Genomic DNA, 19,811 nt, shown 5'->3' on the forward strand with positions numbered 1-19,811 from the left:
AGCGTTCGCGCATGCTGGTCAGATACTCACGGCGGCTCTTCAATGACATTCGCACAACGATCCCTTCGGTTAGATTTCGATTTGAGTGATCTGGACCCCTTTCAGTTAGATTTTAAGTGAGTGATCGCGCGCGATTGACACGGATGCACCAGGTCCTCTAGAATGAAAAAGACGCAGTTTTTGCACGGTGCGCGGCGGGCGGGCGGCCTGCACGCGCTTTGCGCATGGGATGCTCCTCTCGTCCCTCGCCGGGATGGGAGGATTCTTTATTCGGGCGTCGTGAGCCACGCCCTCTGCGCGTGAGGAGGATGCAGGTGAAACGTCTCAGCGGTCAAGAAATTCGCAGGGCTTTCAAGCAGTTTTTCGCCGATCGCGGCCATCTCGTGTTTCCGAGCGCAAGCCTCGTGCCGGTGAACGACCCCACGCTCCTGTGGATCAACGCCGGCATGGCGCCGCTCAAGCCGTACTTCGACGGGCGCGAGGTGCCGGAGAAGCCGCGCATCGTCAGCGCGCAAAAGTGCATTCGCACGAATGACATCGAGCACGTCGGATACACGGCGCGCCACCAGACGTTCTTCGAGATGCTCGGCAACTTTTCCTTCGGCGACTACTTCAAGCGCGAGGCCATCCATTGGGCGTACGAGTTCCTGACGACGGTCCTCGAACTGGATCCGGACCGGATCTCGGTCACGGTCCACGTGCACGACGACGAGGCGTATCAGATCTGGCACCAAGAGGTCGGCATTCCCGCGGCACGCATCCACCGCGGCGAGGAGGACAACTTCTGGGAGATTGGCGAAGGACCGTGCGGCCCGTGTTCCGAGATCTACTACGATCGCGGCCCGCAATACGGTTGCGGGCGGCCGACATGCGGCCCGGGGTGCGACTGCGACCGGTTCCTCGAGATCTGGAACCTGGTGTTCACCCAGTACAACAAGGAGCCGGACGGGTCCTACACGCCGCTGCCGAAGAAGAACATCGACACCGGGTCGGGGCTGGAACGCCTGGCGTCGATTCTGCAGGACGTGCCGAACAACTTCGAGACCGACCTGTTCCGGCCCATCATCGACGCGACGAGCCGCTTGGCGCAAACCGCGTACGGGGTGGATGCGGCCAGGGACGTGTATTTCAAGATCATCGCGGACCATGTGCGCACGGTCGTCTTCGCCATCGGCGACGGCGTGTTGCCCGGGAACGAGGGGCGCAGTTACATCATCCGCCGCCTCCTGCGGCGCGCGGTGCGCAGCGGCCGGCGCCTCGGCATGGAACGGCCGTTCCTGTACGAGCTGGCACCGGTGGTCGCCGACATCATGGGGGATGACTACCCCGAGGTGCGCGAGAAGCTGGCGTTCATCCAGCGTGTGGTGCGGACGGAGGAGGAGCGGTTCCTCGAAACCCTCAGCGAAGGGGAAGCGCTCTTGCTCCAGCTCATCACCGATTTGCGTCGCTCCGGGCGTGACGTATTGGCGGGGACGGACGCGTTTCGCCTCTACGACACGTTCGGGTTCCCCATCGACCTGACGGAGGAGATTGCGCGGGAGCACGGGGTGAACGTGGACCGGGCCGGTTTCGAGGCGGAGCTGGCGGCGCAACGGGAGCGGGCACGGCAAGCCCGGCAGGTGGCGGAAGGGATGAGCAGCGAGCGCGGTGTGCTCGAGACCATCACCACCCCGAGCCGGTTTGTCGGTTATGACACGTTGACCGCCGCGGCGGAGGTGACCGCCATCCTCGTCGACGGCGAGTTGGTCGACGTGCTCGACGCCGGACAGGAGGGGCAGGTTCTGCTCGACCAAACCCCGTTTTACGCCGAGAGCGGCGGCCAGATTGCCGACAGAGGCAGGTTGGCGAGCGCCGCCGCGGATGCGGAAGTGCTCGACGTGCGCAAGGCTCCGCACGGCCAGCACCTGCACACCATCCGGGTGGTGCGCGGACGGATTGCCACAGGGGACAAGCTGCAGGCTCAGGTCGACGAGGCGTTCCGGCGGGATATCGTCAAGAACCACACCGCGACCCACCTGTTGCACAAAGCGCTGCGCGACGTCCTCGGGACGCACGTGGCCCAGGCGGGATCGCTCGTGGAACCGGAGCGGCTGCGCTTCGACTTCTCCCACTTCGGCGCCTTGACGCCGGAGGAGTTGCGGCAGGTGGAGGACCGGGTGAACGAAGCTGTCTGGCGCGACCACCCGGTCATCATCCGGGAGATGGACCTGGACGAAGCGAAAGCCATGGGCGCCATGGCGTTGTTCGGGGAGAAGTACGGACGCCGCGTGCGCGTGGTGCAAGCGGGCGAGAGCATCGAGCTGTGCGGCGGCTGTCACGTGGAGCGCACCGGCATCATCGGGCTGTTCCGCATCGTGGCGGAGACGGGCATCGGGTCGGGCGTGCGGCGGATCGAAGCGGTCACCGGGCGCCACGCCTATCGCTACGTGCAGGCGCAGGAAGGGCTGCTCCGCCAAGCGGCCGACCTGCTCAAGGCCGCGCCGGCGGACGTCCCGGCGCGGGTGGAGCGCCTGCTGCAGGAGGTGCGCGGCCTCGAGCGCGAGCTCGAGTCGGCACGGGCACGCCTTAGCCACAGCCGGGCCGCCGAGCTGCGGGATCAGGCGGTGACGGTGGAAGGCATTCCGGTGGTGGCGGCCGTCGTGCCGGACGCGGACATCGAGGCGATGCGCCAGATGGTCGATGTGTTGCGCGGTTTGCTGCCAAGCCACGTGGTGGTGTTGGGAAGCGCCGCGGGCGGGCGTCCGCAGTTCGTCGCGGCGGTTTCGAAAGACCTGCAGGCGCGCGGTTTTCACGCCGGCCAGATTGTGAAGCAAGTGGCGGCCGTGACGGGCGGCAGCGGCGGCGGGCGCCCGGACATGGCGCAGGCGGGCGGCAAGGATGCGGCCAAGCTCGCGCAGGCCGTCGCATCGGTCCCGGGATTGGTGCGCGCGTTGGCAGGAAACGCCGTGCGGTAAGGAGAATGGATGGAGGGAACGCCGGGCTTGGCGGACGTCGACGCACGATTGGGGTGTCGCCTATGGTGGCAGAGTTTGACCAGACGATGAGGTTCCAGCCGAAGCCGGAAAACGTCGAGGCGCGCAAGGCGTTTGAGCTGGCGTACCGGGCGCTCGCGGAAAAGGGATACAATCCCATCTATCAAATCGCCGGTTATCTAATCTCCGGGGACCCGGCGTACATCACCAGTCACCTGGACGCACGCAACACCATCCGCCGGATTGAACGGGATGACCTCATCGAGGAGCTGGTCCGGGCGTACGCGGAGTACGTGCAACATGAGAATCCTCGCCGTTGATTACGGACAGGCGCGCATCGGGCTCGCGCTGAGCGACCCGACCGGGATGGTGGCGCAGGCGCTGGCGGTGCTGCCTCGCCGCTCGGATGCGGAAGCGGCGGCCGAGGTGGCGCGCTTGGCGCAAGACCACGGGGTGGAGCGGATTGTCGTCGGGCTGCCCCGCAACATGGACGGGTCGGAAGGGGAGACGGCGGCGCGCTGCCGCCGTTTTGCGCGCCAGCTGACCGCGGCATCCGGTTTGCCGGTGGAGATGTACGACGAGCGGCTCACGACGGCGGCGGCGGAACGGATGCTGGTGGCGGCCGATGTCGGGCGGCGCAAACGGCGGCAGGTGTTGGACGCGGTGGCCGCGACGTTGCTGTTGCAAGGGTATCTCGACGCACGCCGCGCGAAGGGCGAGGCGGACGGCCGTGCGTAATCCGTGGCGTCGACCGCTGCGGGTTGTGCGGGCGGCCGGGCGGCGCGCTCGGCGGGGCGTCCGGCGCGTCGGACAACGCCTCGGACCGTTCTTTGGGCCGGCGGGATGGCACCGCTTGCGGACGGGCCGCCGCGTGGGTTGGATCGCCGGCGGCGCGGCGGCAGGGTGCATCGGCCTGGCAGGGGTTGCGGGGTGGCTGTTGCAGCCACCCGCGCCCCCGGGGGAGCGGGTTGTGTTGGTGGTGGCGCCGGGGGAGACGCCGGACGCCGTCGCGGCCGATCTCGCCCGCCACCATCTCATCCGCAGCCCGTGGTTGTTCCGCGGCTACGCGGCGTGGACAGGCCTCGCGCGCCGGTTCCAAGCCGGGCGGTACGTGTTCGTCACCGGCGAAGGGATGCGGGACATCGCCCGCCAGCTGGCGGAAGGACGGGTGGCGCGGGACGAGGTGACGGTGACCATCCCGGAAGGGTTCACCGTGCGCCAGATTGCCGCCCGTTTGGCGGCAAGCGGCGTCTGCCCGGAACAGGCGTTTTTGCACGAGGTGGAGCACGGCCGCTTCGACGAGCCGTTCTTGCGCCAGATTCCGGATCGTCCGCAGGTCAAATACCGGTTGGAGGGGTATCTGTTCCCGGATACGTACCGCTTTGAACGGAACGAGCCGGCGCACGAAGTGGTGGACGCGATGCTCCGCGATTTTCAGGACCGCGTCTGGCGGCCCGCCATCCGTACGGCGCTGCGCCGCCGGCATCTGTCGCTGGCTGCGGCCATCACCGAGGCGTCCATCGTCGAGCGGGAGGCGAAGGTGGCGGCGGAGCGGCCGCTCATCGCAAGCGTGATCGAAAACCGGCTGCACCATCGCCCGCCGATGAAGCTGCAGATGGACGCGACCATCGAATACATCCTCGGGCACCGCGATGTGTTGACCGCAAAAGACCTTACGGTCGACGACCCGTACAACACGTACCTCTATCCCGGATTGCCGCCCGGGCCCATCGCGAATCCCGGTATGGCGTCCATTCAGGCGGTACTGCACCCTGCCCGCACCGATTACCTCTACTACGTGGTGCGCAACGACGGCACTGGCCGCGACTACTTCGCGCGCACCTACGAGGAGCAACTGCAAAACGAAGCGCGCAGTCAGGCGAACCTGCGCCGGGAAGAGGCAGCCCGCCGCCCGTGAGGGGTGACGCGGCGCGGCAGGCGTCTGATCCATGCGGCATCGCGCACCGAGCCGCGCATAATCCGCTTGGCAAGCGGGAACCATCTTCGGCAGCAACCTCCTGCGGCCAACACGTCACAAAGCTGATTTGGCTGGGACGGTGGAGCGTTGGCATACCGCGTGCGTCGCGACAAGGAGAAGAGACATCGGCGGGTCAGCCGGCTCGCTTGGGCCATGCTTGCCGCTTGGGCTTGCCTTCTGTTGCGGCTCGCCTTGGTGATGCTTGTGCCCGATTGGGTGGCGGGGGTTCGGGCCACGGCGCGTTGGCAGGACCACATCCGGGCGCGGGCGGAGTTGGAACACCTGCGCGTGGTGAGAACGGATGACGGCCGCGGGCGGATTTTGTTCCGCAACCTGGAGCCGTGGTCGGGACGGCGATGGGAAGGGCGTCTGGCGCTGGGCCGCCACCTCCTTTTCGTGGCGTGGCACGACGAACGGCGCCGCGGCCCGCTGTGGGACCCGCTCGTCGGCACGGTCGGCGCACCCGATGTCTGGCCCGCGCGCGACCGCGCGGTACCGGAGCAGGGGCAATCCGGGCTGGTCTACGCGTGGGACGACTGGCTGCATACCGGCCGGCCGGCGTATGTGGCGGCGTGGCGGCCGGATGAAGTCCGCCGCGGCGCCCCGGCGGGTGAGGTGTGGCAGATGCCGGCCCGCCCAGGTTGGGATGTGGTGACGACCATCGATCCCGCCTGGCAAGAGGTGGCAAGCCGCGCACTGCGCCAGGCGGGTGTGCCCCGCGGGGCTGTCGTCGTGATCGACGTGGCGACGCGGGATGTGTTGGCGGCCGCAAGTTGGGATGCGAACCGGCCGCAGCGCGTGGTCGCGTTGGAGCCGGCCGTCCCTGGGTCGGTGTTTAAGCTGGTGACCATGGCGGCGGCACTCGAATCGCTGCGGTTGCGGCCGCAGAGTTGGTTCTACTGTCCGGGTCAATTCCGCGCGCCGGGGGTTCGCCTGCGCTGTTGGCGCGCCCACGGGGGCTTGACCCTGCGCGAGGCGCTCGCCGCGTCGTGCGACGTCGCGTTTGCGGCGGCCGGCCTCGCCGTGGGTGCAGGGGGAATCGCGTATCTGAGCCATCGCCTGCACCTGGACACGGACGGGTTGGCGCGGGCGGGCGGCCGCCCCGCGCTGGCCGGTCTGTTGCCGGGGCGCGTGTTCTTGGGCACGGCTGCGGATGACGGGCGGATCGCCAACACGGCCATCGGCCAGCAGGACGTGCGCATCTCGCCGTTGGCCGCCGCCAACCTGGCGGCATGCATCGCCAGCGGCGGCTGGGTCGCGGATGCGCGCTTGGTGCGGGGGTTGGCGCACGGCGGCCGGGTGCGTATCGCGTTTCCGCCTGCAGCGCGGTTGCAAGCGCTTTCAGCATGGACCGCGGCGCAGGTCGGCCGCGCGATGCGGGACGCGGTGATCTCCCCGCGCGGCACCGCCCGCGCGTTGGCGGACGCGCCTTTGGCGGTGGCGGCAAAGACCGGAACGGCCGAACTTGGCACCAGCCCATGGGTCAACGGCTGGCTGGTCGGCTTCATGCCGTACGGCCAGCCGCGCATCGCATTCTGCGCCTTCGCCGAACGGCTGCCGTCGGCCGCGGCGCACCGGGCGGTGGTGCGGATGGCGGCCGAGATTGCGGCAGCCGCCGCTCGGTTCGAAGGCGGGTCTTTGCACACCGCATTGCGTCAACCGCCGGCGGTGGGGCCATGAGCCGTCTCGTCGCGAATCTGGGTTTGCACGCGGTTGTGCTCGTCCACCAAGAGGACGATGGGCCGGTGCGACCGCACTTCCTCCGGCGTGTAGATCCCGTAGGAGATGATGATGACCAGGTCCCCGGGCTGGGCCAACCTGGCGGCGGCACCGTTCAGTTCAATCGCGCCGGAGCCGGCTTCACCCAGGATGACGTATGTCTCAAAGCGCGCCCCGTTGTGGATGTTGACCACCTGCACCATCTCGTTCTCCAACAAGTCGGCCGCGGCCGCCAGGTCGCGGTCGATGGTGATGCTGCCCGCGTAGTGGAGGTGCGTGGCCGTCACGGTGGCGCGGTGGATCTTCGACTTCATCAACGTTCGGAACATCGCCACGTTCCCCTTTCTCCGCGGGCGGACGCGCCCGCGTTGTCGCTTCTATGATACAAAGGCGTGTCGCGCGCCGCTACATCCGTGTGCCGCCGCATCCGCGCCGCCCGCCTCCGTGTCAAGCCCGGTCCCGGCCCGCGCCACCGGTCACGGTTTCACCGCGCGCACCGCCGGAACCGAGAGGCGGCTTTGCGCGATCCGCTGTTTGGACGGCAGCCACAGGGTGCACAGCGCGGCCAAGAGGGTGAACCAGGTCATGCCTGCGAGGGTGTGCGCGAGACCGATGTGGTCGGCGACGTGTCCCATGACCATCGTCCCGATCCCGCCGATGCCCCCGGCAAACCCGATGAGCAGGCCTGAGACCATGGCGATGTGGCGCGGTGCCAGTTCTTGGCCGTAGACGACGGTGACCGCGAACGTCGAGAGCAGAAAGAATCCGAGCGCAGCCAGGTCGGCGATCAGCCATCCGTGCGCGAGGAACGGCACCAGAGCCGCCAGCGGCGTCGAGACCCACATCGACAAGCGCACCACGGCGCGCTGCCCCCACCGGTCGGCCATGGGTCCGCCCGCCATCGTCCCCAACGCGCCGAACAGGAGGAAGGTGAAGGTGTACACCCACACGTCCTGCGGCAGGATCCCGTCCCGTCTCTCCACCAGGAGCGGGACGTACGTGGTGACGCCGGAGATGAGGAACGCCCGCACCGTCACCACGAACACCAAAAGTGCGAGCCCTCCCACCAGCGTGGCCGGTTCGCCGCCTCCTGCGCGCACCCGCTGCCGGTGTTGCCGCAGCCGGTCGGCGAACCAACGCACGATGGCGGCGAGGGCCAAGCTCGAAGCCAAAGCCGGCAGCGCGAACCACCATATGCCGCCGAGCCCGGTGTGGCCGAGGAACCACAAGGCAAGGGCGGAGAGCGCCATACCCGAGTTGCCGCCAATTTGGAAGATCGACTGGGCGAGTCCCCGCTTGCCTCCGGAGGCGAAAAACACCGCCCGGCTCGCGTCAGGATGGAACACGGCCGATCCGATGCCGCTGACGACCACCGCCGGCAGCAGCCACACGAACGAATGGGCGTACGACAACCCAATCAAACCGGCCACCAGCAGGATCGCGCTGGCCGGCAGGAGCCAAGGGGTGCCGCGGCGGTCGGAGACGTAGCCGAACACGGGCTGAACGAGGGAAGAAGATGCGTTCGACGCCATGGTCAAGGTCCCCACCTGGCCGTACGTCAAGTGAAACTGCATCGCCAACAGGGGCAGGATGGCGCCGAGGACGCCGTTGAGAAAGTCGTTGACCAAGTGACTGAAGGCGAGAAAGCCCACCGCCTTGGTGTGCAGCCGTTCTTCCTGCACTTGCTTCGCCCCCTTCCGCAATCGTATGGGGCCGGCCACCCCTTGTGCGTCCGCATCACGGGGATCCGCCCGGCGCACTGCCGCCGAGGCGGTGTTCCACCACCGCCACCGCCTCCGCCCGCAGCTTGGCGATCTCGCCGCGCAGCGCCTGGTGGCGGCGCCACAGCAGAGCTTTTTCCGCATCATCCCGCACCGCGGGCAGGTTGATGGCCGCCGTCAACAGAGCGCCCTGGGCGGCGGCCTCGAGGAGCCAGGCCGCGGCGCCGAGGTCCGATACGACGCTCGTGTTCACGGCGGGTGCCGCGGCGACCGCCTCCGCGAGCGCATCCCGGCACAGTTCGGCGAGGGTAAGCGGTACGCGAGCCGCGCAGAGCGCCGCCTCGCTCATCGCTTGGCGCCGGGCCTCCCGTTCCGCCGGTGTCGTCTTCGGCATGCGCAGCGCATCCATGTAGCGGCAAAACGCCGTTGCGTCGGCCTCCGCGAGTTCCTGGAAGGAAGCGAACCGCGCCCGCATGCGGTCTGCCAGCTGCCGCATCCTGGGCGCAAGGTCAGGATACCGTTCCCCGGTGGTCAACTCCGCCGCCATGGCGAGCAGCGCACAGCCGAGGGCCGCCGCGAGACTGGCGACGCTGCCGCCGCCGGGCGTGGGGGCCGCCGAGGCCGCGGCGTCCAGGAAAGAAAGGATGGACTGGGCAAACGAGACCGGTCGGGGCTGCATGTCGGACGCCATGGGAACCTCCTCTGCGAACGATGACAACCCGGTTATACACGGTTTGCGGCCAAGGGTCAAACGGCGGGCATGGCATGCCCGGTTGCGCAGGCTGGTAGAATGGAGTTGCTTGGTACCGGCTTGGCTTGGTTGCCCGCAAGACATGTTGGGGGCATCGCGTATCGGGTGCGCGAGGGAGGAAACCGGATATGACACAGAACGGCCAGCATCATCTTTCCCCGTACATCACGTTCACTCGCGCGGAGTGGGCGCGCCTGCGCGACGCCACGCCGCTGCCGCTCACCGAGGAAGAGCTGGAGACGCTCCACGGCCTCAACGAGCGCGTATCGCTGGAAGAGGTGTCCGACATCTATTTGCCCCTCTCGCGGTTGTTGAACCTCTATGTGGCGGCGACGCAAAACCTGCACCGGGCCACGCATACGTTCCTCGGCAGCCGGGTGGAGAAGGTGCCTTACATCATCGGCATTGCCGGCAGCGTCGCGGTCGGCAAAAGCACCACGGCCCGCATCATCCAGGCGTTGCTCGCGCGTTGGCCGAACCATCCGCAGGTGGCGTTGGTCACCACCGACGGGTTTTTGTACCCGAACCGCGTGCTCGAGGCCCGCGGCATCATGCACCGCAAAGGCTTTCCCGAGAGCTACGACGTGCGCGCGCTGCTTCGGTTCCTCGCCGATATCAAGTCGGGTGCGCCCGAGGTGCGCGCGCCGGTGTATTCCCATCTGCGGTACGACATCGTCCCGGACGAATACGTGGTCATCCGGCAACCCGACATCGTGATTGTGGAAGGATTGAACGTGCTGCAGACCCACCCGGCGCCGGGGGACCGGCCAAGGCTGTTCGTCTCCGACTTCTTCGACTTTTCCATTTACGTGGACGCGGACGAGCGCGACATCCGCCGCTGGTACATCGAACGCTTCCAGACCCTGCGCTATACCGCGTTCAGCCACCCCGAGTCGTACTTCCGGCGCTACGCCACGCTCTCCGACGCGCAGGCGCGGGAGGTGGCCGCGTCCATCTGGGAGCAGATCAACGCCGTCAACCTGCGCGAGAACATCGCGCCCACCCGTTACCGCGCCCGCCTCATCCTGGAGAAAGGGCCCGATCACGCCGTGGTTCGCGTCCATCTGCGCAAGTGACGGCGCGGATAGAGCGGCCGGGACAAGGCGGGGTCACACCGCGGCCGCGAGCTTCTCTATCCCGAGATCGATCCGGCGCAGGCTCTCTTCCCGGCCGAGCAGATCCGCCAATTCCACCGCGCCGCCCGGTGTGAACTCCTTCCCGGAGAGGGCGACGCGCACCGGATACATCACCTGGCCGTTCTTGCGGCCCAGGCGGGCGGCGAGATCGACCATCGCTTGCTGGATGGACGCCAAATTCCAGTCCGCCAGTTCGGCGAGCACGGCGCGGGCGTGCTGGAGCGAATCCAAGGCCAGCGCCAGGTCGGTCTTCATCTTCTTGTTCACGTACAAGGACACGTCGTAGTCGGGCAGTTGCGCCACGAAGTCGATTTGCCCGGGGATGTCGGCGAGCCGCTCTACCCTCGGCTGCAACAGCGCGCTCAGCTTCCGCCGCGTGTCCGGTTGGCTGGCGGCGGCGCCGTAGTACGGCGCCGCCAACGCCTCGAAGTCTTCGAGCGGCATGCGCCGGATGTACTCGCCGTTCATCCAGCGGAGCTTCTTTTCGTCGAAGATGGCGGGCGATTTCGACAATCCTTCGATGCTGAACCGTTCGACCATCTCCTCGAGGCTGAAAAATTCCTCGTCCGTCCCGGGTCCCCAGCCAAGCAACGCGATGTAGTTGAGGATGGCCTGCGGCAGGTAACCCTGCGCCAGCAGGTCCTGGAACGACGCATCGCCGTGGCGCTTGCTCAGCTTCTCGGTCGCCGACTTCATGATGGGCGGCAGGTGGATGTGCACCGGCACCGGCCAGCCGAACGCTTGGTACAGCAGGATGAACCGCGGCGTCGAGGAGAGAAACTCGCTGCCGCGCATCACGTGCGTGACCTGCATCAGGTGGTCGTCGATCACGTTGGCAAAGTTGTACGTCGGAAAGCCGTCCGCCTTGATGAGGATGCCGTCGCCGAGGGTGGCGTTGTCCACCGTCACGTCGCCGTACACCTCGTCGTGAAACGAGGTCTTGCCTGCTTCCGGGATGGCCTGGCGGATGACGTACGGCTCCCCGGCCGCAAGCCGTGCCCGCACCTCGTCCCGCGGCATGTGCCGGCAGTGTCCGTCGTATTTGAACGGGACCTTGCGCGCCTCCGCTTCCTTGCGCAACGCTTCCAAGCGCTCCTTGCTGCAGAAGCAGCGGTACGCTCCGCCCCGTTCGATGAGCTCCTCGGCGTACTGTTGATAGATGCCCGCGGCTTTGCGTTCGCTTTGCACGTACGGACCGTACGGGCCGCCGATGTCCGGACCTTCATCCCATTGGATGCCCACCGTGCGCAAGGTGTCGTAGATGACCTCCACCGCGCCCTCGACGTACCGTTCCTGGTCGGTGTCCTCGATGCGCAGGAGGAACTTGCCGCCGTGCTTGCGGGCGAACAGGTACGCGTACAGCGCGGTGCGCAAATTGCCGATATGCATGTATCCCGTCGGCGACGGGGCATAACGCGTCCGTACCTCCGTCATCTTGTCCCTTCCCTTCATCCGGATGTCCGCTCCCCCATCTTACGCGGTCCAAGCGGCGTTGTCCAAGCCCGGGACAGGCAAAACCGGGCTTTTGCACCCATACGTTGTATCACAGCAAGCGGGAACACGGCCGGCGCTTGCGACGGATGGACAGACCGAGGAGGGGATGAACCTGACCGGCATCCTTGCGCTGTTGACGCTGGTGCTGAAGGACCTGTCGGTGTTCGTGTCGTACGTCAAAAACAACGCCTTTCCGCAGCCGTTGTCGGCCGAGGAGGAAGCGGCGTGCCTCGAGCGGATGCGGCAAGGGGACATCGACGCCCGCAACCGCTTGATTGAACACAACCTGCGCCTGGTCGCCCACTTGGCGAAAAAGTTCGAGACGAACGCCAGCGACGCCGACGACCTCATCTCCGTCGGGACCATCGGGCTCATCAAGGCGATTGAAAACTACCACCCTGACCGCGGGACGAAACTGGCCACGTTCGCCGCGCGCTGCGTCGAGAACGAGATCCTGATGTACCTGCGCGCCAACAAAAAGCACCGGCGGGACGCATCGCTGTACGACATCATCGGGGTGGACAAGGAGGGCAACGAGATGACGCTCGCCGACCTGCTCGGTTCAGACCCGGACGAGATCGTGGATCAGGTGGACCTCACCTGGGAGCGGCAGAAGATCTACGCCTGTCTGCCGGCGCTGCCGGAGCGGGAGCGGGAAGTCATCTGCAAGCGGTTCGGCATCCTCGACGGTGAAGAGCGCACCCAGCGGGAGATTGCCCAGGAACTCGGCATCTCGCGCTCGTACGTGTCGCGGATTGAGCGGCGGGCGTTGAATAAACTGTATGAACAGATGCGCGGCGGCCCGCGCCCCAAGCCCCCGTGACCCGGGACGCGGCCCCCTTGTCCGCGGGCTTCGCGACGGTTTTTGCATCCGCGGCGCGTCATGTGTTACGCTTTGGTCGCACAGAGAGGACGTAGGAGGCGGCGCACATTCGCTTTTGGCATGAGCTGACGCCAGACGAGGTTCTGCCGTCCGTGTACGATATTCATCTGGACAAGCTGTGGCGCCAAGGGAAGCGGGTGATTTTGACGGATCTCGACAACACCCTGGTGCCTTGGAACGACCGGGCGGTGCCGCAAAAGCTGCAAGCTTGGCTGCAAGCCGTCCAGGCGCGGGGGTTCCGCGTCCTCATTCTGTCGAACAACCACGATGAGCGCGTGCAGGCGTTTTCCCTGGATTGCGGCATCCCGGCCATCGCCAAGGCGCGCAAGCCGAGACCTTGGGCATTCCGGCAAGCGCTGGCGATGCTCGGGGCCACGCCGGAGGAGTCGGTGATGGTGGGGGACCAGTTGTTCACCGACGTGCGCGGGGCGAAACGCGCCGGGATCTACGCCATCCTCGTCCAGCCCGTCGACCCGCGCGAGTGGTGGGGAACGCGCTTGCTCCGCCTCGCGGAGCGGTGGGCGATGCGTCGCCTGGCGCGCCGCGGGGTGCGCTTTCCCGCCGCTGCGGCGGCCCGTCCGCAACCGCACCAAGCGCAAGCGCGCACAGATCCGAAGAGGCGGTGAGCAGCGTGAACGCCAGCGACCTGTTGGTGTGCACCGGATGCGGGGCGCGCCTGCAGCACGAAGACGAAGACGCGCCAGGGTATGTGCCGGTCTCGGCGTTGCAGCGGATCGATCCGCTGTGCAGGCGGTGCTTTCGCATGCGCCACTACGGGGAGTTCACCCGTGTCGTCGTGCCTCCGGACGAGTACGAACGCCTGGTGGGCCGCGTGCTCACCCAGCCGGCGCTCATTCTCTACGTTCTGGACGTCTTCGATCTCGACGGTTCGCTCATCCCCGGTTTCGCGCGCTTGGCCAAACGCCATCCGGTGGTCCTGGTGGTGAACAAGGCGGACCTGATGCCGCTGTCGGTCAAGCTCGCGGCCACAGAGGACTGGATTCTGTACCGGGTGGCGCGCACCGGCGTTCACCCCGAGCGGGTGCTGTTCGTGAGCGCCCGCACCGGGCAAGGTTTCGCGGAGCTGACGGAGGAGATGGAACGCCACGGCCTGGGCCGCGTCTGTGTGGTCGGCATGGCCAATGTGGGCAAGTCGTCGCTCCTCAACCGGCTGACGCGGCGCCTCGCGGGTGACGAACCGTTCACCGCGTCGCGGGTGCCCGGCACCACCTTGGGCACGGTGGCGGTGGAGGTCACGTTGCCGTCGGGGCGGGAAGTGCACCTCATCGACACGCCGGGGCTCATCCACGGCAAGCGGATCATCGACATCTTGTGCCCGGCGTGCCTGCGCCGCGCCGTCCCGGCGAGCCGCCTGCGCCCGCGGGTGTACCAGCTCAACCCTGGGCAGAGCCTGTGGCTGGGCGGGTTTGCCCGCTTTGATTTCGAGGAAGGGACGTTCCAGCCGGTCACGTGTTACGTCAGCAACGATCTGGTGGTGCACCGGACCAAGTTGGAACGGGCCGAAGCGTTTGGGAAGGCGCACGCGGACGACATCCTGCAGGCGCCTTGCCCGGCCTGCCGCAGCGCCTTGGGTGAGCACAGACCGGTACCCGTCGTGGCGGGGCGTTTTCTGCGTGCGGGCCATGCGGAGGAAAAGGCGCTCGCGGTCGGGCGGCGCGGAAACGACCTGGTCCTGCCCGGCTTGGGGTGGCTGGCCCTGTTTGGCAAGGACCTGCGCGGCAAGCTGTGGGTGCCTGCGGATTGGGACGTGATCATCCGCCGGCGTTTTGTCGGCGACGTGAGCCGCCCCCGCTCGTAGCGGCGGCATCCTGAAGCAGGACGGAGGCGGATATGGGACAGACGCTGTTCGGTTTGCTGGGTTGGCCGGTCGGGCACAGCGTGTCGCCCGCCATGATGAACGCGGCGTTTGCCGCACTGGACATCGATGCGGTGTATGTCGCGTTCGGCGTGCGTCCGGAGCGGATTGCGGCCGCGGTGGCCGGCTTGGCTGCACTCGGCGCGCGCGGGTGCAACGTGACCATTCCGCACAAGCGCGCCGTCTTTGAACTGGTGCACGAGCGCACGCCGGAGGCTGTCTTGGCGCAGGCGGTCAACACGGTCCGTTTCGACGAGGCGGGGGAACGGTGGATAGGCCACAATACGGACGTCTCCGGGTGGTGGCGGAGCATTGCCGATCTCGCCGCGGGCGCCGCGGGCCCGTTTGCCGTCCTCGGGGCTGGCGGCGCGGCGCGGGCGGTGTTGGCGGCGCTTGCCCTCGAGCGGCCGGGGACGAAGGTGGCGCTCATCGCCCGCGACCTGGGCAAGGCGTCCCAGCTGCAGCGTGCGGTGACCGGGGTGGACGTCGAGCTGGTGGCGTGGGACGACCGGCACGCGGCCATCGCCGCTGCCCAGGTCGTCGTCAACACCACGCCCATCGGCATGTGGCCGCACGCCGACGCGAGTCCCGTCGCCGATCCGGCGTGTTTCCGTCCGGGCCAAATCGTGCAGGACATCGTCTACCGTCCGTTGACGACGCGGTTTATGGCGCAGGCGTCCGCACGCGGGGCGGTGGTCCGCGACGGGCTCGGCATGTTGATCCACCAAGGGGCGGCCGCGTTTTCGTTCTGGTTGGGCCGCGAGGCGCCGGTGGCGGTGATGGCGGAGGCGGCCCGCGCGGCGCTCGGGGAAGGGGCGGAACCATCACGCTGACCGGAAAGACGAGGCGGTGCATGTGAACCCACGCGTGGTGTTGTTCGGCGGCACGTTCGATCCGCCCCACATCGGCCACCTGTTGATGGCCCAGCTGGCGCACGAAGAGACGCAGGCCGAAGTGTGGTGGTTGCCGGCGCCGGTCCCGCCGCACAAATTGGATGCGCCGCCGGCGACGCCGTATGACGTGCGCGTGGAGATGGTGCGCGCGTTGGTGGCCGGGCACAGCGGGATGCAGGTGTCGACCATCGAGGCGGAGTTGCCGAAGCCGTCGTACACGGTGGATACGGTCGCGGCGCTGCGCCAGCGCCATCCTGGCACGTCGTTTCTGTTCCTCATCGGGTCGGACAGCCTGGCCGCGCTCGACACGTGGCACGAGGCGGCGCGGTTGACCGAGGCGGTTTCGTTTTTGGTCGCCGTGCGCAGCGGCTACCCGTTTGCGGCGACGTATGAGCGGATGCGGTCCAAGTTACCGCGGCTGGTGGCGCAGCCCCTGGAGATGCCGCTCATCGATGTCTCTTCCAGCTGGATCCGGGAGCGCGCCGCGCGCGGGCTGCCGCTGTGCGGGGTGGTGCCGGAGGCGGTGGTCCGCATCTGGCGGCGCGCCTGCGGCGCTTCCAACTCCTTTGCGCGCGCTTGCTCCGGGTGCGGGAGCGGCGGCGATGCGGTGAAAGGAGAGGGTTCGGTTGCACGAGGTACCGAAGCTGGATGAAGCGGCGATTGCGGCGCGTGTCCGGCAGGAGTTGAGTGCGCAGAGGTTCCAGCATGTCGAAGGCGTGGTGAAAACCGCGGCCGAGCTGGCGGCGCGCCACGGCGCCGACGTGGCCAAGGCGCGGTTGGCCGCGTGGCTCCACGACATCGCGCGGGAATGGCCCGCCGAACGCCTGGCAGAATACGCCCGGCGGATGAGCGTGCCGGACGAATTCGGAGACGACCCGCTCTTGTGGCACGGCCCGGTCGCGGCCGCGTTGGCGAGCGCATGGTTCGGGGTGGAGGATGCGGACGTGGCCAACGCCATCCGCTACCACACCACCGGTCGGGCAGGGATGTCCACCCTGGAGATGGTGGTGTTTCTCGCCGACGCCATCGAACCGGGTCGGGAGTACCCTGGGGTCGATCACCTCAGGGCCTTGGCGGAGACGGACCTGTTGCGCGCGGTGGCGGAAGCCATCGATGCCACCATCTCGTATCTGATCGCGACCCACCGCAACATCGTCCCGCTGACCGTGGTGGCCCGCAACGACTTGTGGCAAAAGGTGCAGCAAAGGCCGCGGCGAACGTAGGACGGGCGGCCGCCGGGCAGTGTGGTCTTCCCGCGGGCCATCCATTGCGGGCGGGAAGACGGTTCGGCCGGCCCCGGGGCGGATGCCCCGCCAAATCCCTTGTGTAGGAGGAACGCCCATGACGTTGCCCATCGCCCAGTTGGCCCTGCAGGCTGCCCAGGCGGCAGCCGGGAAGAAGGCAGAGGACATCCTCGTGCTTGACATCCGCGATCTGACGCCCATTGCGGACTACTTCGTCATCTGTTCGGCCAACTCCGGGCCGCAGATTGAGGCGGTCGCCCATGCGGTCAAAGACCGCATGGAGGAACTCGGCGTCCCGTGCCGCGGCACGGAAGGCCTGGATGAGGCGCGCTGGGTGCTGCTCGACTTCGGCGATCTCGTCGTCCACGTTTTCCGCCCGGAGGAGCGGGAGTTTTACCATTTGGAGCGGTTGTGGGGCGACGGGCGGGCCGTCCCGTTCGAGGCCAACGCATGACGCGTCCGTACAGCGCGTTCGCGCAGGTGTATGACCGGTTCGTCGCCGACGGGCCGCAGGCGGCGTGGCTGGATTGGCTGACGCGCCATCTGCCGTTGTCAAGCATGGACGCGGCCGACGTGGGTTGCGGCACAGGCCGGGTGACCGTCGCGCTGGCGCAATCCTGCCGGCGTGTGGTCGGCGTGGACCGGTCGGAGGAGATGTTGGCGGAAGCGATGGCGCGGGCGCAGCGGGCGCGGGTGCGGGTCGACTGGTTGTGCCAGGACATGCGGCGGCTGCGTTTGCCGTATCCTGTCGATCTGGTCGTGGCGACGTGCGACAGTGTGAACTACCTGCTTGGCGCGCGTGACGTGGCGCACATGCTGGCGCGGGTGCACGCGGCGCTCAGGCCGGGCGGATGGCTGTGCTTCGATGTGTTGGGGCCGAAGCGGCTTCAGCGCTTGACGGACGGGGTATGGCACGACATCCGGGACGATGCGGCGGCTGTCTTCACCTCCCGCGTCGACGCGCACGGCCGCATCACGTACGACCTGACGCTGTTCCTCGCCGAACCGGACGGGCGCTATCGGCGGGTGGATGAGGTGCACTGCCAGCAGTACCATGAACCGCGTGACTTGGCGGCGTGGTTACGGTCGTGCGGGTTCACCGAGGTGCAGATGGCGGGAGACTTTGGACGCGCGCCCTGGACGGAGGCCGACCGGGTCGTGATCACGGCGCGCAAGCCCGTTGCGTCCGAATGAACGGCGCCGCGCCATACGAACTTTGCCGCTCCGAATGAGCTTTGCCACTCCGAACGAACGTTGCCACGCGGATCAATCCTCATCTTCCCGGGATTCCTGTTGCCGCTTGGCGCGGAACGCCTGAAATTCCGCCATGTACTGCGGGTGCTCGCCGAAAAACAAGACGAGCGCCTGCAGGGAGTCGAGCGTCTTTTTGCTGACGTGGTGTTCGATGCCTTCCACGTCCTTCTGGATGGTCTCCTCGGCCACCCCGAGCATCCGCAAAAATTCAGCGAGCATGCGGTGGCGTTCCTTCATCAGCCGTCCCAACCGTTGGCCGCGCGTCGTGAGCACAATCCCCCGGTACTTCTCGTACGTGACGTAGTTGTTTTCATCCAGTTTTTGGATCATCTTGGTCACGGAGGAAGGCTGAACAGCCAGCGAGTTGGCGATGTCCGAGACGCGGGCGTACCCTTTCTCGTTCATCAGTTCGTAGATCTTCTCCAAATAGTCCTCCATGCTCGGGGTCAACATGGCCATACCTCCGCACGTCACTCCGTTTCCACGATGAGACCGGCCGCTACGCCCATCGTATGCGGCACGGCGCTGTCCTTTCAAAGATACATGAGAAACGGCGTTCTGAAAACAGGGGTCCCGGTTGCAAAACGCGAAATGTCCGGCCATCCTGGGACGGAGGTGGCGTCGTGTGCAGGAACTGGAAAACAAAGCTGGCGGCGCGGCATGGGTGGTGACCGGTGTCGCGGACGAGCCGCTGCCGGCCGCGGCATGGGATGAGGCCACGCAGGATGCGGCGTGGCCGGCGCCACGGCAGCCGGATCGACAAGGGCACCGGCGCGGGCGGCGGTGGCGCGGGGGGCTGTTCGCCGGCTTGCTGGTGCTTGCGTCCGCCGTCGGCGGCGGCGCGAGCTTCCTCGCGATGGGACTGCGCGGAGGAATGGGCAGCCCGGCCGCCGGACCGGCCAGCACCGGGCAGAGGAGCACGTCCATGGAAGCGCGCGCGGCGGACGGCGGTTGGCCGAGCGTGGACGCGGGCGGAAACGGAGGGATGGTTGCGGCGGCGACGGGATCCGGTTCGACAGGAACCGGTTCATCCTACGAGATGGCGCCGGACAGAGCGGCCGGGGCGGTGCCGAGCGTGGTGGTGGATGTCCACGGCGATGTTCGGCATCCTGGTGTCTACCGGCTTCCGGAAGGTGCGCGGGTGGAAGACGCCGTGCGCGCTGCCGGCGGCTACCTGCACGCGGCGGACAGGGAGTTGGTGAACGCCGCCGCGCCGCTCGACGACGGGGAAGAGGTGGTCATCCCGGCGCCGGCCGCGCGCCCGCCGGCGCTGCCGGTCCAGGCAGGGTCCGCCCCGTTGCACGCGGATGCGGACACAAACTCCGCCGCGGCTGCGGGGCGGATCGACCTGAACACGGCGGATGCGGCGACGCTGGAGACGCTTCCCGGCGTCGGCCCCGCGCGTGCGGGAGCCATCCTGGCGTACCGGACAAGCCACGGCGGCTTTCGTGCGGTCACGGAGTTGTTGCAAGTCGAGGGGATTGGGCCCGTGCTGTACAGCCGGATCGCACCGCACGTGTTCGTCGCCGCACCGCCGGCGGCCGCGCAGGCGGGCCTTGTGCCGGGGGACTCGGCGCGGGCGCCGGGAACGGAGGCAGCGGGACCAGGTGCCCGAGCGGGGCGATGAGGCATGCTGGGCCGCACGGTGCGCTTCTTAGGTTGGCTGGCCGTCTTGGCTGCTGCGGGGTCCGCCTGGGCGCGGGCGGTGTCGCCTGCCGGGTGGCCGGACACCTGTTTGGCGGCCGCCTGTGCGTCGGCCGCGCTCGGGGCGCTGGGAAGCATGGCCTGGTGGTGGGGCACCGCGGCTTGGGGCGAGCCGCGTGCCGGGAAGCGAATCCGCACCGGGCGGCGCGTCCCCTGGGCTGCGCGGGGCCCGCGGCGCCGACGGCA

At 67.8% G+C, this 19,811-nt stretch carries 21 protein-coding genes; 16 read left to right on the forward strand and 5 right to left on the reverse strand.

The annotated features are described in order from the left end of the window. The first annotated feature begins 314 nt into the window (after positions 1 to 314). The 5 genes from alaS to IEX97_RS11165 all read left to right on the forward strand — a co-directional run bounded on the left by alaS (position 315) and on the right by IEX97_RS11165 (position 6,630). Positions 315 to 2,954, forward strand: coding sequence for an alanine--tRNA ligase (alaS, locus tag IEX97_RS11145; protein WP_188883072.1), 2,640 nt, complete (start codon positions 315 to 317; stop codon positions 2,952 to 2,954). 62 nt (positions 2,955 to 3,016) lie between these two features. After that, positions 3,017 to 3,292: an IreB family regulatory phosphoprotein gene (locus IEX97_RS11150; protein WP_188883075.1), complete on the forward strand. Its 276-nt coding sequence runs from the start codon at positions 3,017 to 3,019 to the stop codon at positions 3,290 to 3,292. Continuing rightward, entirely contained in the window at positions 3,273 to 3,710 is a 438-nt protein-coding gene (gene ruvX, locus IEX97_RS11155) for a Holliday junction resolvase RuvX (RefSeq protein WP_188883077.1), read from the forward strand. The genes IEX97_RS11150 and ruvX overlap by 20 nt, the downstream gene beginning before the upstream one ends. Next, a complete protein-coding gene (mltG, locus tag IEX97_RS11160; protein WP_188883078.1) occupies positions 3,703 to 4,890 on the forward strand; it encodes an endolytic transglycosylase MltG in 1,188 nt (395 codons plus the stop codon). Before ruvX ends, mltG begins: the two co-directional genes overlap by 8 nt. Positions 4,891 to 5,037: 147 nt before the next feature. Continuing rightward, entirely contained in the window at positions 5,038 to 6,630 is a 1,593-nt protein-coding gene (locus IEX97_RS11165) for a penicillin-binding transpeptidase domain-containing protein (RefSeq protein WP_188883079.1), read from the forward strand. On the opposite strand, the gene panD is transcribed toward IEX97_RS11165, so the two are convergent. The 3 genes from panD to IEX97_RS11180 all read right to left on the reverse strand — a co-directional run bounded on the left by panD (position 6,606) and on the right by IEX97_RS11180 (position 9,081). Then, positions 6,606 to 6,998: an aspartate 1-decarboxylase gene (panD, locus tag IEX97_RS11170; protein WP_188883081.1), complete on the reverse strand. Its 393-nt coding sequence runs from the start codon at positions 6,996 to 6,998 to the stop codon at positions 6,606 to 6,608. The two genes, IEX97_RS11165 and panD, sit on opposite strands and share 25 nt — an antisense overlap. Before the next feature lie 147 nt (positions 6,999 to 7,145). Continuing rightward, positions 7,146 to 8,351: an MFS transporter gene (locus tag IEX97_RS11175; protein ID WP_188883083.1), complete on the reverse strand. Its 1,206-nt coding sequence runs from the start codon at positions 8,349 to 8,351 to the stop codon at positions 7,146 to 7,148. Positions 8,352 to 8,406: 55 nt separating this feature from the next. Next, positions 8,407 to 9,081: a cyclodeaminase/cyclohydrolase family protein gene (locus IEX97_RS11180; RefSeq protein ID WP_188883085.1), complete on the reverse strand. Its 675-nt coding sequence runs from the start codon at positions 9,079 to 9,081 to the stop codon at positions 8,407 to 8,409. Positions 9,082 to 9,269: 188 nt separating this feature from the next. Between IEX97_RS11180 and coaA the strand changes: the two genes are divergently transcribed. Continuing rightward, positions 9,270 to 10,217 (forward strand): type I pantothenate kinase, encoded by a 948-nt coding sequence (gene coaA / locus IEX97_RS11185; protein WP_188883087.1) that lies wholly within the window; start codon positions 9,270 to 9,272, stop codon positions 10,215 to 10,217. Positions 10,218 to 10,250: 33 nt separating this feature from the next. Here coaA and gltX read toward each other — a convergent pair whose 3' ends face one another. After that, on the reverse strand, positions 10,251 to 11,711 hold the full coding sequence (gltX, locus tag IEX97_RS11190; protein WP_188883089.1) for a glutamate--tRNA ligase: 1,461 nt from the start codon (positions 11,709 to 11,711) through the stop codon (positions 10,251 to 10,253). A gap of 172 nt (positions 11,712 to 11,883) precedes the next feature. Between gltX and sigK the strand changes: the two genes are divergently transcribed. The 8 genes from sigK to IEX97_RS11230 all read left to right on the forward strand — a co-directional run bounded on the left by sigK (position 11,884) and on the right by IEX97_RS11230 (position 17,861). Continuing rightward, on the forward strand, positions 11,884 to 12,594 hold the full coding sequence (gene sigK / locus IEX97_RS11195) for an RNA polymerase sporulation sigma factor SigK (protein ID WP_188883096.1): 711 nt from the start codon (positions 11,884 to 11,886) through the stop codon (positions 12,592 to 12,594). Between the two features lie 125 nt (positions 12,595 to 12,719). Continuing rightward, positions 12,720 to 13,280, forward strand: coding sequence for a YqeG family HAD IIIA-type phosphatase (locus IEX97_RS11200; protein WP_268238340.1), 561 nt, complete (start codon positions 12,720 to 12,722; stop codon positions 13,278 to 13,280). Between the two features lie 5 nt (positions 13,281 to 13,285). Continuing rightward, positions 13,286 to 14,473 (forward strand): GTPase, encoded by a 1,188-nt coding sequence (locus tag IEX97_RS11205; protein WP_229776834.1) that lies wholly within the window; start codon positions 13,286 to 13,288, stop codon positions 14,471 to 14,473. A 32-nt stretch (positions 14,474 to 14,505) separates the two neighbouring features. Continuing rightward, a complete protein-coding gene (gene aroE / locus IEX97_RS11210) occupies positions 14,506 to 15,363 on the forward strand; it encodes a shikimate dehydrogenase (protein ID WP_188883092.1) in 858 nt (285 codons plus the stop codon). Positions 15,364 to 15,385: 22 nt separating this feature from the next. Beyond that, positions 15,386 to 16,075 (forward strand): nicotinate (nicotinamide) nucleotide adenylyltransferase, encoded by a 690-nt coding sequence (nadD, locus tag IEX97_RS11215; protein ID WP_188883093.1) that lies wholly within the window; start codon positions 15,386 to 15,388, stop codon positions 16,073 to 16,075. After that, positions 16,050 to 16,646 (forward strand): bis(5'-nucleosyl)-tetraphosphatase (symmetrical) YqeK, encoded by a 597-nt coding sequence (gene yqeK, locus IEX97_RS11220; RefSeq protein WP_229776835.1) that lies wholly within the window; start codon positions 16,050 to 16,052, stop codon positions 16,644 to 16,646. Before nadD ends, yqeK begins: the two co-directional genes overlap by 26 nt. A gap of 118 nt (positions 16,647 to 16,764) precedes the next feature. Further along, positions 16,765 to 17,121: a ribosome silencing factor gene (gene rsfS, locus IEX97_RS11225; protein ID WP_188883094.1), complete on the forward strand. Its 357-nt coding sequence runs from the start codon at positions 16,765 to 16,767 to the stop codon at positions 17,119 to 17,121. After that, complete coding sequence (locus tag IEX97_RS11230; RefSeq protein WP_188883095.1) at positions 17,118 to 17,861, forward strand: class I SAM-dependent DNA methyltransferase; 744 nt, start codon at positions 17,118 to 17,120, stop codon at positions 17,859 to 17,861. Before rsfS ends, IEX97_RS11230 begins: the two co-directional genes overlap by 4 nt. Positions 17,862 to 17,933: 72 nt before the next feature. Here IEX97_RS11230 and mntR read toward each other — a convergent pair whose 3' ends face one another. After that, entirely contained in the window at positions 17,934 to 18,374 is a 441-nt protein-coding gene (mntR, locus tag IEX97_RS11235) for a transcriptional regulator MntR (protein WP_229776836.1), read from the reverse strand. A gap of 172 nt (positions 18,375 to 18,546) precedes the next feature. Here mntR and IEX97_RS11240 point away from each other — a divergent pair, with 172 nt between their 5' ends. Together IEX97_RS11240 and IEX97_RS11245 are read left to right on the forward strand one after the other, a co-directional pair. Beyond that, positions 18,547 to 19,548 carry a ComEA family DNA-binding protein gene (locus IEX97_RS11240; protein ID WP_229776837.1) on the forward strand — a complete coding sequence of 334 codons (1,002 nt, stop codon included), beginning with the start codon at positions 18,547 to 18,549 and terminating at the stop codon, positions 19,546 to 19,548. 3 nt (positions 19,549 to 19,551) lie between these two features. After that, on the forward strand, positions 19,552 to 19,811 hold a 260-nt coding region (locus IEX97_RS11245; RefSeq protein WP_229776838.1), incomplete at its 3' end, for a hypothetical protein.

Source organism: Paenalicyclobacillus cellulosilyticus (assembly GCF_014647315.1).
In the GTDB taxonomy this organism is placed as follows: Bacteria; Bacillota; Bacilli; order Alicyclobacillales; family Alicyclobacillaceae; genus Alicyclobacillus_J; species Alicyclobacillus_J cellulosilyticus.

Excerpts from the sequence above, each read along its gene's own strand:
- IEX97_RS11150 (WP_188883075.1), top strand. The coding sequence starts at position 3,017 with ATGGTGGCAGAGTTTGACCAGACGATGAGGTTCCAGCCGAAGCCGGAA.
- ruvX (WP_188883077.1), top strand. The coding sequence starts at position 3,273 with ATGAGAATCCTCGCCGTTGATTACGGACAGGCGCGCATCGGGCTCGCG.
- panD (WP_188883081.1), bottom strand. The coding sequence starts at position 6,998 with ATGTTCCGAACGTTGATGAAGTCGAAGATCCACCGCGCCACCGTGACG.
- IEX97_RS11180 (WP_188883085.1), bottom strand. The coding sequence starts at position 9,081 with ATGGCGTCCGACATGCAGCCCCGACCGGTCTCGTTTGCCCAGTCCATC.
- coaA (WP_188883087.1), top strand. The coding sequence starts at position 9,270 with ATGACACAGAACGGCCAGCATCATCTTTCCCCGTACATCACGTTCACT.
- gltX (WP_188883089.1), bottom strand. The coding sequence starts at position 11,711 with ATGACGGAGGTACGGACGCGTTATGCCCCGTCGCCGACGGGATACATG.
- aroE (WP_188883092.1), top strand. The coding sequence starts at position 14,506 with ATGGGACAGACGCTGTTCGGTTTGCTGGGTTGGCCGGTCGGGCACAGC.
- rsfS (WP_188883094.1), top strand. The coding sequence starts at position 16,765 with ATGACGTTGCCCATCGCCCAGTTGGCCCTGCAGGCTGCCCAGGCGGCA.
- IEX97_RS11230 (WP_188883095.1), top strand. The coding sequence starts at position 17,118 with ATGACGCGTCCGTACAGCGCGTTCGCGCAGGTGTATGACCGGTTCGTC.
- mntR (WP_229776836.1), bottom strand. The coding sequence starts at position 18,374 with ATGTTGACCCCGAGCATGGAGGACTATTTGGAGAAGATCTACGAACTG.